Below are 14732 nucleotides of genomic sequence, written 5' to 3' on the forward strand. Positions count from 1 at the left end.
CGGTCAAGCCTTATGTCGCCTTCCACTCGGCATTTGGCCCCCGTTGGCCAATTGCCTCTTGATCGCCTGAATAGCCCCGATATGCAGCCCTTCATGAAAAATAGTCCGAATCATCACCTGCTCGATGGTATGCATCCCCATATCGATCGGAGCGAATTCTTCCTGCATCCGATTCCCGTAGCGTTCTTCAATGATGGCAGGCTGCCGCTGCAGGATGAGCGAAAGCTCGGAAAAGGAAGGCGTATCAGACGTGAACGCGGACGGGCCCGTACCGTACCCGAACCATGCAGTGAAAGTCGTCGGAACCGGCATGTCTTCCTTGGTGAGCGCACGGATCCATAAATATTGATCGATGATGATATGTCCCAAATTCCAGCGGATATTATTTTTGAAGCCAGCCGGAATTTCTTCTGCTTCCGCTTCCGATACGTCCGCGATCATGTCCATGAGCTCTCCGCGATAAGCATGCAGCTGTGCGAATAAAACCGCATTTCTGGTCTCCATTGGATTTCCTCCCTCTTTTTCTTTTACATTCAATTGGATAAAGAAGGCTGTTTTCCTCTTCATGCAAAAACACAGGAGCAGCTCAAGCCGCTCCTGAAATTCGGTTCGTTGCTTCGCTTCTTTTCAGCCGTACTGGGAAATTTTCTATGGACCTGCAGAACCTGCGGTCAGAACGTGCTGGCCTTGGTCGTATCGGAGCACCAGCGCAGGTTGAACAGCTCGCGGAACAGAACCTCCCGCGCTTCCGGGCTGTCGATGTAGCGCAGGGCTTCCGCCGCATGTCCGCGCACATAGCGGTTCGGATCCTGCAGAGCTTCCGCCAGCTCAGGCACGGCGTCCGCAGCCGCTCCCTTCAAGCGCAGCAGCGAGAGAGCAGCCATGAACCGGACTTGATTGTCCTCGTCGCGCAAGCCGCGGATGAGCGCCGGTACGATTCGTTCTGCCGGAGTGCCGATCAGTCCGAGCGAATCGACGACCTGGCGGCGAACCTCAACCGACTGCCCTGTCAGCAGTGCGGCAAGCTGCGGGACTGCAGACTCCGCAAGCTCTCTCAGCTCGCCAAGGGCGAACGCGGCATGGCAGACCGTCGCGGTGTCGGAGCTGTCAAGCGCCGCCTGCAGGCCGGCAACCGATCCGGCTCCGGCAGCCGACAGGCCGTAGGCAGCCATACGGGATATTCGGCTGTCCTCCTGTCTCAAAGCCTCCTCCAGAACAGCGATTCCCCCTTGGCCTCTGGCGGCCAGGCTGTAAGCCGCGTCAAGGGCTGACCGCTCATCCGAGCCGGCAAGAGCGCCCGCAAGCTCGGCAATGGCTTCCGCATCGTCCGGCTGAGAATCCGCCAGGCTGCCGATCCGTCCGGAGAGCCAGTTCCACGTCTCTTCCCAGATGATGGCCGCATCACATTGTCCGGCAGCCGCATCCGCTGCCGGTGCCCATACCGGATTCCGGCAGTCCCAGGATGGCGCCGACGGCGCCGTCGTGCGCATGAATTCGAACTTCAGCATATAACGGGGCTGGCCAAGCACGTTGGCAGTGGAACGATGCCAGATGTCGTAATGGATGAGGGCGAAGGTGCCGGCTCCGCCCTGCGCCGTCACCTCTTCCTTCGGGTTCTCGTCCTCGAAGATGCGGGATTCCAGCAGCTGGGTGCCCGGGAAGATTCCTGTCGGTCCCAGCTCAAGAGGCGTATCCTGCGGAAAATACATGATCATCGCCCACCAGGGATGGTGGTTCCTCATCCGGTCATAACCCCAGTAGCTGTCCTTATGCCAGCCTCCCGGCTGCGCTGAGGCGTTGAAGTGGCCGTGACGGTGAGTATGCATCAGGTAATCGGGTCCGAGCACGCTTGTGAGCGCGCCGGTCACGACCGGATGGTCGAACACCTTCTGCAGGTCCCTGATCCGCGGCAGAATGTTGTTGCCCGGATTGCCTTCTTCGTTGTAGACCTCATTCAGCTGAGAGACGAGTCCGTCGTGGAACTGCTGCGGAAAGTCGGTTTGGAGCAGCAGCACTCCGTCGCGGATAAACGTTTTCATTTGTTCGTCTGTAAGCAAGGCCGGCTTGTGGATCGTGGTCATGATCGATGTCCCTCCCGGAATCTGATACACTGATTATAGTTCGCGATTCCATGGGCGGGAATGGAAGTTCCTAAGGGAATAGGGGACAAAACTAAGCGATGGGGCTGGAGTAATGATGCTTCGACAAGAGGAATCCACGCTGCTTGAATTGCTCGGCAACCTGCAGATCCGGGTTCAGGTCGCCCACCGCACCCAGTGCACGGCGGATTGGCGGGATTTGGACTATGTGCCTGAATTCAACCGGCTTTACTTCATTATGGACGGGGAAGGCTGGCTCAAGGTAGACGGCCGGGAATGCTTCCCGAAGCCGGGCCAGCTATGCCTGATGCCGGCATTCGTCAAGCAGTCGTATTCGGCTGTTGCGGACAAGCCGCCTTTCTCCAAGTACTGGTGCCACTTCAATGCCGGCGTCGGTCCGTTCGACTTGTTCCAGTGGATCGACGCTCCGCTCTGCATCGATGCGCCCGATCCGCAGCGGATGCAGAGCCTGTTCGCCGAGCTGGCGGAGCTGAATGCCCGCCCTTCCCTCGTAACGCTGCTCCGGGAGAAGGCGGTCATGCTGGAAATTCTGTCCTCCTTCCTGGAAAGCATTCCGGTTCAGGTGCTTACCCATCGCAGCGAGGACATGCAGAGGATCCGCGTCATCCAGGATTACGTGGAATCCCATCTGCAGGAGAGCTTGAGCATCAACGATCTGGCGTCTTCCCTTCATCTTCATCCGAACTATTTCATCTCCTACTTCAAGAAGCACTTCGGGATGCCGCCGGCCAAATACATCAGCCGCAAGCGAATGGACATGGCGCGCAAGCTGCTTGCCTCCACCTCCCTCAGCGTCAAGGACATCGCGGAACGGACCGGATACCCGGATACCCACTACTTCGCCAAATGCTTCCGCAAGGAAACAGGTCACAGTCCGACGGAGTACCGTTCGGCGTATGCATAAAAAAAACCAGCTTGAGCCGATCCCGTCGGCATAAGCTGGTTTTTATCGTTTATCGTTTGCCTGCAACGCGTGGCCGGTCAGTACAAGCTTTCCAGCTCTTCGATCAGGGATCCGACGTAGGCCGCGGCGGTACGGATCGGATCCGGCTTCGACATGTCGACGCCTGCAAGCCGGATCAGCTCCAGCGGACTCATCGAGCCGCCGGCGCGGAGCACCTCGAGCCAGCGGTCGACAGCCGGCTGCCCTTCCTCCCGGATGAGCTGCGCTGCCGCAGTGGAGACGGTCAATCCAGCCGCATAGGTGTAGGGATACAGGCTCATATAATAATGCGGCTGGCGCATCCATGTCAGCTTGGCATCGTCATCGATGACGACATCCTCACCCCAGAACGAAGAGAGGATGTCTCCCTTCAGCTCGCACAGCTTCACGGCCGTGATCGGCACGTCCTTCATGGCAAGGCCGTAGACGCGGCGCTGAAGCTCGCCTTCGAGCAAGTGGGTGACGAAGTTGTGGAAATAAGTGCCGAGCAGCTGGGATATGACCCAGCGGCGCATGCGGGGATCCTCCGAGCGGGACAGCAGATGATCCGCCAGCAGCAGCTCGTTCATCGTCGATGGCGCTTCGATGAAATAAAGCGACGGCCTTGCGTTCGTCGGGCGCTGATAACGGCTTCCCAACATCAGATGGCCCGCATGCCCTACCTCGTGGGCGAGCGTGAATGCGCCTCTCATGCTGTCCGCCCAGCTGATCAGAATATAGGAGTGGACGCCGGGAATCGACATGCAGAACGCGCCGGTTCGCTTTCCGGCGTTGTCCGCATAATCGACCCACCTGTCCCGGAATGCATCCGACACGATCTCGCCGTATTCGGGCCCGAGGACGGCAAGGGCTTCCTTGATCAGCTCTCCCGCTTCCTGGAACGTAATGCCGGGACTGAAATCGGGATCGAGCGGAGCTTTCAGATCCGCGAACGTCATCTCGTCCAGCCGAAGCACCCGCTTCTTGAGCGCCGCGTACTTGCGCATATGAGGCGCCAGCTCTTCCTGCAGAATGTCCAGGATGTTGGCGTACATTTCGGCCGTCACCTGCTGCGGCGACAAGAGCATGTCCGTGACGGACTCATATCCCCGCAGACGCGACTCGATCACCTGGCGCTTCACTTCGGTGCCGTAGGCTTCGGCGAAGGTGTTGCGGTATTTGTGCAGCGTTCCGCTGAACGCTTTGAACGCATTGCGCCGCAGCTCCGTATCCGGCGACTCCACGTATTTGTTCTCATAGAGCGCAAACGAAACCGGCAGCTCTTTCCCGCTCCCGTCCTTCGCGGCCGGGAAGGTCATATCCGTCAGCTTGCCGCGTTCGTAGATGCGGTATGGCGCGCCCAGCACTTCGCCGAAGGAAGCCAGAACCTTTTCCGTCTCCGCCGTCAGCCGATGGGGCTTCGTCTGCAGCAGCAAGCCGAGGCTCCGCTCGAAATCCCGCAAAGCGGGCTGCTCGCTCATATACCTGGCGATCGTTTCGTCCGGGAGCGAGATGATTTCCGATTTGATGAAGGAAAAAGCGGAGCCGGCCTGCGAGGAAAGATCGCGGGCTTTGGCGGCGTTCATCTGATTGTCCGGATCGATGCTGTCTCCGGATTGATGCAGATGGGCATACGCGTACACCCGGCTGATCCGGCTCTGCAGCTCTTCCTGGGCGATCAGGCAGGCGAGCAGCTTGTCCGCGCCTTCGCCTAACGTGCCTTCGTATTTCGTGACGGAAGGAAGATCCTGCCGAACGGCATTCCATTCCTGCTCCCAAGCTTCCTTCGTTTCAAAAATGTCGCGCAAATCCCAAGTCGTCTCTACGTCGACCTCGGACCGGGTCAAGATTTTCGACATGATCAACACTCTCCTTCCGGATGCATCCAGGCTTGGCGCCTCCAAATATCTCCATTGTATCATGGCTGTCTATGCCGCCAATTGGTTTTGGATGGAAAATAGAGTTGAAATAGGAAACCATTCTCTTTATACTCAAAATGACATGTAGTTCATTTTGTGGGGGGGGGTACGGAAATGTCGCCTAAACTATCTGAAGAACGCAAGGAACAGCGGAGGCAACAAATCCTTGAAGCGGCCAAGCGCGTATTTGCCGAGAAAGGGTTCGGGTCTGCGACGCTCAAGGACATCATCGAAGAAGCCGGAATGAGCCGAGGATGGATATACTTGTACTTTCAGACCAAGGAAGAAATTTTCGAGGCGCTCCTGGACCATCAGGATGCCGATCACGACCGCTACCTTAAAGGGCTTGAGGCATCGTCGGCTTCGGTATGGGATGTGATTTCCGCTTCGTATTCCATGCGGCTGAATGAATGGGCGAGCTCATCGGATCGCGGCCTCATGCCCGCATTCTATGAGTATTTCCTGGTCGGCTGGAGAGATGAAGCGCGCCGCGAGCTTCTTCACCGCCGCTACGAGAAGGGCATCGCCCAATTCGCTGGCCTTCTCCAAGCCGGCATCGACCGCGGAGAATTCAATCCCGTCCTGGACGTGCTGGACATATCCCGGCTTGCCGCTTCTTTTCAAGAGGGCATCGTAACCCATACCTACGCGGTTGGAGCCGGGAAGGCGAATTCCCCGATGCAGATCGAAGCGCTTCTGGAATATTTGAAGTCTCTGCTTCAGCCTGTGACGGACAGCCGCCTGCCATCCCGGGGGGAGATCAAATGAGGACGCTGTTTCGCAATCCGACGTTCAGCAAGCTGTTCTTCGCGGCCTTCGCCTCGCAGCTGGGCAGCGTAGTCGGAAATATGGCATTCGCCTTCTATCTGGTCGACCGGTACAGCAAACAGCCATCGCTGGCGGCGACGGCTGAGCTCATGTACTCCCTCCCTACACTGGCGGTATTCTGGATCGTTGGGGTTATTGCGGATCGATTCGACCGCAAGCTCATCGCGGCGTACAGCGACTGGATTCGGGCGGGCCTTACCTCGCTCCTGCTTCTGTTCGTCCATTTCGATCTGCTGCTCGCCTGCTTCCTGGTTTTGTTTCTCCGCAGCTCGATCTCCAAATTTTTCGGTCCCGCCGAAATGGGTCTCCTTCAAGGCAGTATTCCTCAGGACGCTTATGTACAGGCATCTGGCCTCAATCAGATGGTGATGGGCATGTTCATGCTTTTCGGCATGAGTCTCGGCGCGGCTGCCTATCGTTTCATCGGAATTGAAGGCGCAATCATCGTGGACGCCATCAGCTTTCTGGTCTCCGGCCTGTTGATTTCACGGGGGGATTTCCCTTCACATGCCCGCACTCCAAATGGAAAGAGCCGCATCCGAGATCTCCGATTCTCTCTGCTTCTCAAGGACTTTTGGCATGGCCTCCGTTACTTGATGGGCAATCGTCTGTTATTGGTCCTGATCAGCGGGTTCCTGTTTTTCGGCCTCGTCAACGGCGTGTTCGCCGTGCTCCCCATCTTCGCCATGAAATACAAGCTGAGCCCCGATCAATACGTTCTCCACTCATCGCTGATTACGGTATTCCTCGGCATAGGCTTCCTCATCGGCAGCCTGCTCGGTCCATGGATGATACGCCGGCTGACGAGAGCTCCGATCCTGATCGGCGGCCTCTTTCTATCCAGCCTGCTTATTGCCGGCCTGGGCTTGGCGGATCGGATTGAACTGTATCTCATCCTTATCTTTTTTGCCGGAATCGCCATCGCTCCCATCAATATCGCGCTCGGGAGCTGGATGCCTGAGCTTGTCCCTCCGGAGAGAATGGGGCGGGTCAATGCTCTCATCGAGCCAGTCATGATGCTGGGGCATTCATTGGCTCTCGGGTGTATCGCGCTTGCTTTCCCCGCTTGGATCTCGGTCACATGGCTGCATTATTCCGTTGCCCTATGCACCGTTGCGGTCAGCGGATTTTATCTGGCCTCGCTTCCCCGGCTTGTCCGCAAGCTCCATCAAGGAGCGCGGTTGGCAGTATCAGCCGATGGCGAACAAAGCTGATGCTGCATTCAAGCCTGCCGCACAGTCGGCTGCCAACATGGATGACAGCCGACAAGCTCAACCTTCAGACATCGCCATGCCGTCAGCCGACAGAGCTCGGGCACTCGGCATGGCCATGACTTCCCGGCATTTTCACCTGCCGGACTTCAGCCAGACAGCGTTTTCTCCCTGGTGCATGCCGATGACGGCGGAATTTCAGTCCACTTTTCTTCCCCCTGCTAGCGGGATTGAATTCTCGGAAACTCTCCGATCCGAAGCTTCGCGCCTCCGTAAGGAACGAGGATGAGCTCTTGCTCCTCCTGCCCTTCCGTCGCGGGATTCAGAGGCGGAGAATCCGCATTGTTCCCGGCCATCGGCCAATTGCGCACGAGCTTGCCCTTCGTCTTCAGCTTCACGGGCGAATGCGCTGCCAGGAAGGGCTGGGAAGGAATCTCTCCGCTCGCGAATTCGAAGCCCGCATCCTCCATGAGCCCGTACCGCCATGCCGTCGTCGGATAGATCTCCCAATCGCTGAACTTCTCCCGACGGATATGCGGCAGCCAGTTCTCGCCGATCGGTAGCGCATAGACAAGAGGACCGCGTTCCACGCTGAGCGCATCCATATTGCGCGAGGCCAGCTCGACCTTCATCGGCAGGCCCAGCTCGATGACATCGCCGTCCTTCCACTCCCGCTCCACAATCGCAAAGCCATTGACGGCTTGCAGCTGAACGTGCTTGCCGTTGATGGACAGCGCTGGCTCCCCGCACCAGGCAGGAATTCGCAAATGAAGGGCGAACCTCTCCGGTCCGGCGAGCGACAATCCGATGGAGACGTTCTCCCTGAACGGGTAACCGCCGCTGACGGTCAGCTCGGCTTCGCTGCCGCTCCCGACAGCGGCTTTCACGACGCAAGGAATGTAAGAGACGGCGGCAAGCCCGCCGCGGCGGTCGGACATCCAGGCATGCGCGGCCAGCTTGGGCCAGCCTTGATGCATATTGGCCGTACAGCACCCGAAGTTCGGCTCAAGGCCGAACAGATTGGCTTCGTCGCCGTTGCTCCAGTTCCGCTTGGCTACGCTGCACATGATCTGGTTGACCTGCTGGTCATATTGATGGGAGGTCCAATCGGCCGATATCGCCGCAGGAAGCGCGTTGAAGGCGACCTTCTCCAGGATGTCGCCGAAACGTCCATCTCCGAAAATGCGGACCAGCTGCTCCAAGGTGAACATGTATTCGACGACGGCGCATAATTCAACGCCTTGGGAAGGATGCGTCCCGGACAGCCACTCATCGCCCGAGAACATCCCATGGGCTTGGCCGTGATAGGCCATCAGGCTGTCGATGCCGCAGTGGACGGCCGATCGGAGCTTCTCATCGCCCGTCAGCTCGTAGAGCAGGCCAGGCGTCTTGATTCCCATCGCCACGTTGACGACATGCGTGCGGTGATCCCAGTGCTCGACCTTCCGCCAGAACGGGAAGCGTTCCAGGATGGCTGTCCAGTCCGTCGTCTGTTCCGATACCGTCTGCGACAGCTCCAGAAGAAAAGGCTCCGGGCTCCTTCTATATGTCCAATGAAGCGCCAGCATCAGCTCCGCACCGCGCGGAACGGCCCAGTCCTTGAGCGGATGGTCTTGGATGTTCCTATGCATATACCGGAAAAATCGGATGAGGAAAGGAACGATGCGGCTGTCGCCGGTCGCTTCCTCGTACTGGATCATGACCTTCATCATGATCATGTAATGCCACCAATCCTGGCTCTTGTCTATATCCTGATTGACAGACTCGATCCGGTCCGGGCCGAAGGAGCCGTCCTCCCTCTGGCTGGCCAAAGACCATTCGATCCAGCGCCGGGCTTTGGCGATGAGGCGCTCGTCCTGGAGCAGATAGGCGAGCGGAACGAGTCCGTCCAAGTAATAGGGTCCTCGTTCCCAGCTTTCTCCGGAGCCTCCGATCCAGCCGTTGCCCGGACCGACATCGTCCCAATGCTCCTCCAGATGACCTGTCAGGCCATCCGCTTGCAGCAGCAGCTGATCCTTCATCCAGCCAAGCGGCACAATGCGGCCAAGCGGCAGCGTTTCATAAGCCGATCCGTTCAAGCTCATATCCGATTCCCCTTTCGGTTGCATTACCCAGGGAATATATCACGGCCGGCGTCATGCGGATAAGATCGAATCACGACCTGCTTTTGTCCGATCTGGACTTTAGCGCATCCATAATGTTCTAATAGAATGAGACTTCAATTCTAAGAATTGATTAAACCGTCAGGAGCCGAACCTAAATGTCGGAAATACGTTTTGTCGCGCCTCCGCTGCCCCATTACATCTTCAGCGGCGAAGATACCTACGGGTCCGGGCGCACGCATCCCGCGCGGAGGGACATCGGCGTGTTCGACCTTCTCGTCGTCACGAAGGGCTGCCTCTATGTTGCCGAGGAGCAATCGACGTTTGATGTCGGTGCCGGTCAATACTTGCTGCTGAGGCCGGATCGCGCTCACCGCTCCTATAAGCCGTGCAGCAGCGATACCCATTTCTTCTGGGTCCATCTGCATACGCTGGGTGCCTGGAGCGAGACGGCGGACAGTGCGGAGCCGCATGCCCGGACGGCCGACGATCCGTTCATCCGCATCCATCAATTCGCCTTTCAGCTTCCCCGGTTCGGCAGCATCGTCCAACCCGATTCCGTCTACAGCCTGCTGCGCCAGCTGAACCATCTGCTGGACGCGCCTTCCGTGCTCGACCGTCTGAAGCAGCAGAACCTGTTCCAGGACATGCTGCTGACGCTGCTGCAAGGCGCCGTTTTGCAGCCGCCCGCGAACCCTCGTCTTGCGATCGCGGAGCATGCGGCATCCTATCTTCGCCAACACTACCGCGAGCCGATCTCCTATGCGGATCTGGCGGAGGCGGTCCACTTCCACCCGAACTACATTTCCCGCTGCATGCGCAGCGTGTTCGGCTGCACGCCGTTGTCCTATTTGACCCGGTATCGGATCGAGCAGGCCAAGCTGCGCCTCATCCATACCGACGAGCCCATCGGCTCCATCGCCGAGGAAGCGGGCTTCGGCTCCTTCCCCTTCTTCGTGCGGACTTTCGCCAAGCATACCGGCTTTCGGCCGCGGGAATTCCGCAGGAAGCATCGGACGATCGACCATAGCTGAGCCGCAGGCGCACGCCGTTTGCCGTCCAGCAGGTAGCAGTTCTCCTCGAGCTTCTCGATTTCCCGGAGTTCAGCTGCCGGGCGCAGCAGCGGTCAAGGTCTCTTTTCGAGACTGGATACCCTGTATCCCCGCGGTGTGACGCCGATGAATTTCTTGAACTGGCGCATGAAGTGGGTGTCATTGTCGTATCCGCATATTCCCGCTATCTCCGCTACAGGCAGGCTGCTGTTCACGAGCAGATACTGGGCGTACTCCAGTCTTCCTCTGATGATGTCGGCCATGACCGACACCCCGAAAAACTGCTTGTACACATGCTGGAAGTACGATTTGCTCATATTGACGCGCGCTGCGAGCTCTTCCACGGAGACTCGCGTCTGGGGAGAATTATGGAGCTCGCTCCTCAGCTCGACAAAAGCGCCGTAGTAATGGTTCTGCCCTTCGGGAAGCGTCCATGCTTCCTTGGAATTGCAGATCTTCATGAATAGGCTTCGGAGTTCAAGATCCAGTATGGACGCTGCGAGTTGACCTCCGTGGCTGCTGATTCTCTGCAGCTCGATGATGCATCTGGAGATGAGATGGGCATCCATCGCCTTTACGGGCTCGTTGATCGGGTACTGGATGTCCCGCAGCCAGTCCTCCATCCCCGCGCCCTCGCAGTGGAGCCAATCGTTGACGAAAGGCGGCTCGATTCCGGCATAACGATGGGAAGATGCGGGATGGAACAAAATATGGGTGCCGGACGGCACGACTGTGCGGACTCCTTCAACGATGACTTCCGACTTGCTGCGGAAGAAGACGAACGCGAAATTGCCCGCTCCGCGAGGACGGTCGATGGCGAGCCCGCCTGGATGAACGTAATGGTATCCGCAGCTGACCAGATGGAACAAGGCCGGCATTCTCCTCTCTCAGCACGATTGGTCAGTTTTTTGAAGATTTTAATGGATGGATTGAAGCCGCTCGGGACCGATATAATCATACCAGAACGGTTGAGAAAGCGCATACAGAAAGGGAGGCTGGAAGCTTGTCGGAGAGCTTGTACGCCCGGGACCGAAACATCGCCCGAAAAGCCGATAGAGCAGCTGGCAGCGATAATCCGTGCAAAGGCTGCCGCGAGAGCGTCGCCGTTCCGGAATCGCAGCTGGCGAGGTTCTTGTCCAAGATTCGTCCTGAAGACAGCGTGTCCGACCGCCTGTACGAACAGCGGCTGTCGGCTTGCGGCTCATGCGAGAGCTTGTCCTACGGCACGACTTGCATGCACTGCGGCTGCCTCGTCGCCATCCGGGCCAAGCTGAAGTCCAGTCGTTGCCCGCACCCTTCGGCCGACAAGCGCGACAGCTGGGAAATTGCCGTTCAAGCAGGAGCAAACGCTCAAAATTGAGAGGAGAATCCGCATGTTGAAAGCCGTCGTACATACCGATTGGACAACAGGCACGATCAACCGCAATCTATACGGGCATTTCGCCGAGCATCTCGGACGCTGCATCTACGAAGGCCTCTGGGTCGGAGAAGACTCTCCCATCCCCAATTCGGACGGAATCCGCAACGATGTTCTGGAAGCTCTGCGGGAGCTCCATATTCCAGTGCTGAGGTGGCCCGGAGGCTGCTTCGCCGACGAATACCATTGGCGGGAATGCATCGGTCCCCGCGAGTCGCGCAAGCGGATGATCAACACCCACTGGGGCGGTGTCGTCGAGACCAATCACTTCGGGACGCATGAATTTTTCCGTCTATGCGAGCTGATCGGAGCCGAGCCATATATATGCGGCAATGTCGGCAGCGGCACGGTTCAGGAAATGTCGGAGTGGCTGGAGTACATGACGTTCGACGGCGAGTCCCCTCTCGCCAACCTGCGCAGGCAGAACGGCCGGGACAAGCCTTGGAAGCTCGCCTACTTCGGCGTCGGCAACGAGAACTGGGGCTGCGGCGGCAATATGCTGCCGGAGCATTACGCCGACCTGTACCGCCAATACCAGACGTACTGCCGCCAATACGGGGACAACAAGCTGTACAAAATAGCCGGCGGAGCGAATTCCGACGACTACCGCTGGACCGAGGTGCTGATGCAGAAAGCCGCCGGTCACATGGACGGCCTCAGTCTGCATTACTACACCGTTCCGGGGACGTGGCAGGAGAAAGGCTCGGCAACGGAGTTCGGCGCAGAGGAATACGCCCGTACTCTCGGCAGGGCCTTCCATATGGATGAGCTGCTGACGCGCCACAGCACGGTAATGGACCGATACGATCCGCAGAAGCGGGTCGGTCTGATCGTGGATGAATGGGGCGACTGGTTCGATGTGGAGCCGGGAAGCAATCCAGGCTTTCTCTTTCAACAGAATACGATGAGGGACGCTCTCGTCGCCGCCATACATTTTCACCTCTTCCATAAGCATTGCGATCGGGTCCAGATGGCCAACATCGCCCAGATGGTCAATGTGTTGCAGGCCGTCGTTCTGACCGAAGGCGAGCGCATGCTGCTGACGCCGACTTATCATGCGTTCCAGCTGTATGCCGTGCACCAGGATACCGAAGCGCTCGCCTTGCACGGAGAGTTTGGATCGTATGAGGCGGGTTCCAATCAGCCAGCGATGCCGCAGGTCGGCGCAACGGCTTCCCGCAAAGACGGCGTCATCCATGTGAGCCTGTACAATCTCCATCCGGAGAAGCAGGCGGACATTGCGCTGGAGCTGCGCGGGTCGAGCGGTCGGTACGAATGCAGCGGACAGCTTCTGGCCGGAGACTCCATCCATGCCGCCAATACGTTCGCCAATCCCGGACAGGTCGTCCCGAAGGCGCTCGACAGCATCGAACAGGATGATTCCGGCTTTGCGGTGAAGCTTCCCCCTGCATCGGTTGCGACGATCCGGTTCACGCTGTAAACTCGGAGCAGCAGCTCGTGAAGATGGAAACGCCAATAAAAAGCGAGCCGCGCCTGCGGCTCGCTTTTATTTTTGCTCGGCAGTATTCATCCTTAATCCCGACAAGCCAGGAGGTATCGAACCATGATCATCAAGATGAAATCGGAGCTGCCCATCTCCCCTGACGTCTTATGGAATCATTTAAAATCCCCTGCCACCTTTCAACTCGTCGCCTCTCCGCTCATGGGCTTCAAGCCGCTGGGCAAGGATCGGATGCCCGAACAGTGGTCGACGCGGTCATTTACGCTCCGAATGGATCTGTTCAAGCTCGTTCCGCTCGGCCGCCATACGATTTCGTTTCTCTCCATCGATGACCGCAGCCGGGTCCTGTCGACGGATGAGACGGGTACGATCATCAAAACATGGAGGCACACGATGACCGTGCAAGCCGGTTCGTCGGGTACAACAGCCGTTTTTCAAGATGAGCTTCATTTCAGAAATGGCCTTCTGACTTGGCCTACCTATATCGGCGTGTATTTGTTTTTCGTCTTCAGACATGCGCGCATGCGGCAGCTGATCCGCAGCGGGAGGCTGAATGAACTCTCCTCTTCCCGCGGTTAGAAATGGCGTTGCTTCCACCCGCTCAGCTTGGCGAGAGCCTCCACGAAGAAATAATCGCCGTAGATCAGGCCGACCCGGATGTTCTCGCCATTCGGCTTATGTCCGGTCCCATCCCGTAAAATCGCTTCGTTCGTCGAATCGAACGAAGCGTAGTTCCGTGCCAAGGAATCCAGGATGCGGATGGAAGCCTGCTTGTACAAGCCGGCATTCGCGGCAGGAACGAGCGCGGCGATCTCGAGCAGGCCGGATGCCGCGCAAGCCGCTGCCGAAGTGTCTCTAGGCTGCTCTTCATCTTGGCCGGTGCGGAAATCCCATAACGGAACGTCATCCTCCTCCAGCGAGGCGATGAAATAATGAGCCACGCGCTGTGCGGCATGCAAATACCGTTCGCAGCCGGTATGCCGGTACACATTGGCCAAGCCGTACAGCGTCCATGCCTGACCGCGGCTCCATGCGGACTCGGAGGAATGCCCTTGTCCGCCGAGCGCCTCGAGGAAAGCTCCCGACTCCGGATCAAAGGACACGATATGCCTGACGGAGCCGTCCTCGCGTATGAAATGCTCCAGCACCGTGTCCGCATGAGCGGCAGCGACATGACGGAAGCGCGGATCACCAAGCTCCTCCGACGCCCAGAGCAGCAGCGACAAGTTCATGCAGGAGTCGATGATGGCCCATCCCGTCTTGTCTTGATTCCAGGCCCGCAGAAACCGGCCGGCCGGGTTGAACCGTCCCGCCAGGAAATTCGCGGCGGCCAGTCCCCTGCGGCGCCCGTCGGGATCGCCCGTCAGCTTATACTTGGCAACGGCGGTAGGAAGGAACTGAAAGCCGACATCATGATGCAGATTCGACTCCTGGACCATGCACCGTTCGATTTTCTCATCCCAATTCCAGGCCTGATCCCGAAACTTCCCGTCCCCGGTCATCCCGTACATGATCCAGAGAATGCCCGGCCAAAAGCCGGATGTCCACCAGTCAAGCCGCTTGTCGTCGTACATTCCGTCAACGGCGGCATGAGGCGACCTCTCCCCGATCCTCTCCAGCATGAGATGAGCTTTCGCCTCGACATCACGCCAGATGTTGACTAGATCCAATGCAACCAATGGAACCGACCTCTCTTCTG

At 58.2% G+C, this 14732-nt stretch carries 13 protein-coding genes; 7 read left to right on the top strand and 6 right to left on the bottom strand.

What is annotated here, in order from left to right; genetic code table 11:
* Window positions 1–3 precede the first annotated feature (3 nt).
* Entirely contained in the window at window positions 4–504 is a 501-nt protein-coding gene (locus tag AC06G8_RS11275; RefSeq protein ID WP_480285333.1) for a DinB family protein, read from the bottom strand.
* 167 nt (window positions 505–671) lie between these two features.
* Window positions 672–2081, bottom strand: a complete 1410-nt coding sequence (locus AC06G8_RS11280) for a HEAT repeat domain-containing protein (protein WP_480285334.1) — start codon at window positions 2079–2081, stop codon at window positions 672–674.
* 112 nt (window positions 2082–2193) lie between these two features.
* On the opposite strand from AC06G8_RS11280, the gene AC06G8_RS11285 reads away from it, so the two are divergent.
* Complete coding sequence (locus tag AC06G8_RS11285; RefSeq protein WP_480285335.1) at window positions 2194–3024, top strand: AraC family transcriptional regulator; 831 nt, start codon at window positions 2194–2196, stop codon at window positions 3022–3024.
* Window positions 3025–3101: 77 nt separating this feature from the next.
* Here the strand turns inward: AC06G8_RS11285 and pepF are convergent, their stop codons facing one another.
* Window positions 3102–4901 carry an oligoendopeptidase F gene (gene pepF, locus AC06G8_RS11290; protein WP_480285336.1) on the bottom strand — a complete coding sequence of 600 codons (1800 nt, stop codon included), beginning with the start codon at window positions 4899–4901 and terminating at the stop codon, window positions 3102–3104.
* Window positions 4902–5075: 174 nt separating this feature from the next.
* On the opposite strand from pepF, the gene AC06G8_RS11295 reads away from it, so the two are divergent.
* Complete coding sequence (locus AC06G8_RS11295) at window positions 5076–5729, top strand: TetR/AcrR family transcriptional regulator (RefSeq protein ID WP_480285337.1); 654 nt, start codon at window positions 5076–5078, stop codon at window positions 5727–5729.
* Complete coding sequence (locus AC06G8_RS11300; RefSeq protein WP_480285338.1) at window positions 5726–7003, top strand: MFS transporter; 1278 nt, start codon at window positions 5726–5728, stop codon at window positions 7001–7003. Before AC06G8_RS11295 ends, AC06G8_RS11300 begins: the two co-directional genes overlap by 4 nt.
* A 218-nt stretch (window positions 7004–7221) precedes the next feature.
* Here the strand turns inward: AC06G8_RS11300 and AC06G8_RS11305 are convergent, their stop codons facing one another.
* On the bottom strand, window positions 7222–9084 hold the full coding sequence (locus AC06G8_RS11305) for a beta-L-arabinofuranosidase domain-containing protein (protein ID WP_480285339.1): 1863 nt from the start codon (window positions 9082–9084) through the stop codon (window positions 7222–7224).
* Window positions 9085–9260: 176 nt separating this feature from the next.
* On the opposite strand from AC06G8_RS11305, the gene AC06G8_RS11310 reads away from it, so the two are divergent.
* Window positions 9261–10136 (top strand): helix-turn-helix transcriptional regulator, encoded by an 876-nt coding sequence (locus AC06G8_RS11310; RefSeq protein ID WP_480285340.1) that lies wholly within the window; start codon window positions 9261–9263, stop codon window positions 10134–10136.
* A gap of 92 nt (window positions 10137–10228) precedes the next feature.
* On the opposite strand, the gene AC06G8_RS11315 is transcribed toward AC06G8_RS11310, so the two are convergent.
* A complete protein-coding gene (locus AC06G8_RS11315; RefSeq protein ID WP_480285341.1) occupies window positions 10229–11023 on the bottom strand; it encodes a helix-turn-helix domain-containing protein in 795 nt (264 codons plus the stop codon).
* Between the two features lie 134 nt (window positions 11024–11157).
* Here AC06G8_RS11315 and AC06G8_RS11320 point away from each other — a divergent pair, with 134 nt between their 5' ends.
* The 3 genes from AC06G8_RS11320 (at window position 11158) to AC06G8_RS11330 (ending at window position 13612) form a co-directional block, all read left to right on the top strand.
* On the top strand, window positions 11158–11514 hold the full coding sequence (locus AC06G8_RS11320; protein WP_480285342.1) for a DUF6171 family protein: 357 nt from the start codon (window positions 11158–11160) through the stop codon (window positions 11512–11514).
* 13 nt (window positions 11515–11527) lie between these two features.
* The gene (locus tag AC06G8_RS11325; RefSeq protein WP_480285343.1) at window positions 11528–13012 is read left to right on the top strand and encodes an alpha-N-arabinofuranosidase; all 1485 of its coding nucleotides are present in this window, start codon (window positions 11528–11530) and stop codon (window positions 13010–13012) included.
* A gap of 123 nt (window positions 13013–13135) precedes the next feature.
* The gene (locus AC06G8_RS11330) at window positions 13136–13612 is read left to right on the top strand and encodes a hypothetical protein (protein WP_480285344.1); all 477 of its coding nucleotides are present in this window, start codon (window positions 13136–13138) and stop codon (window positions 13610–13612) included.
* Here the strand turns inward: AC06G8_RS11330 and AC06G8_RS11335 are convergent.
* The gene (locus AC06G8_RS11335; protein WP_480285423.1) at window positions 13609–14655 is read right to left on the bottom strand and encodes a glycoside hydrolase family 88 protein; all 1047 of its coding nucleotides are present in this window, start codon (window positions 14653–14655) and stop codon (window positions 13609–13611) included. The genes AC06G8_RS11330 and AC06G8_RS11335 overlap by 4 nt on opposite strands.
* Between the last annotated feature and the right edge of the window lie 77 nt (window positions 14656–14732).

The organism is Paenibacillus sp. SJS-P3 (assembly GCF_056711585.1).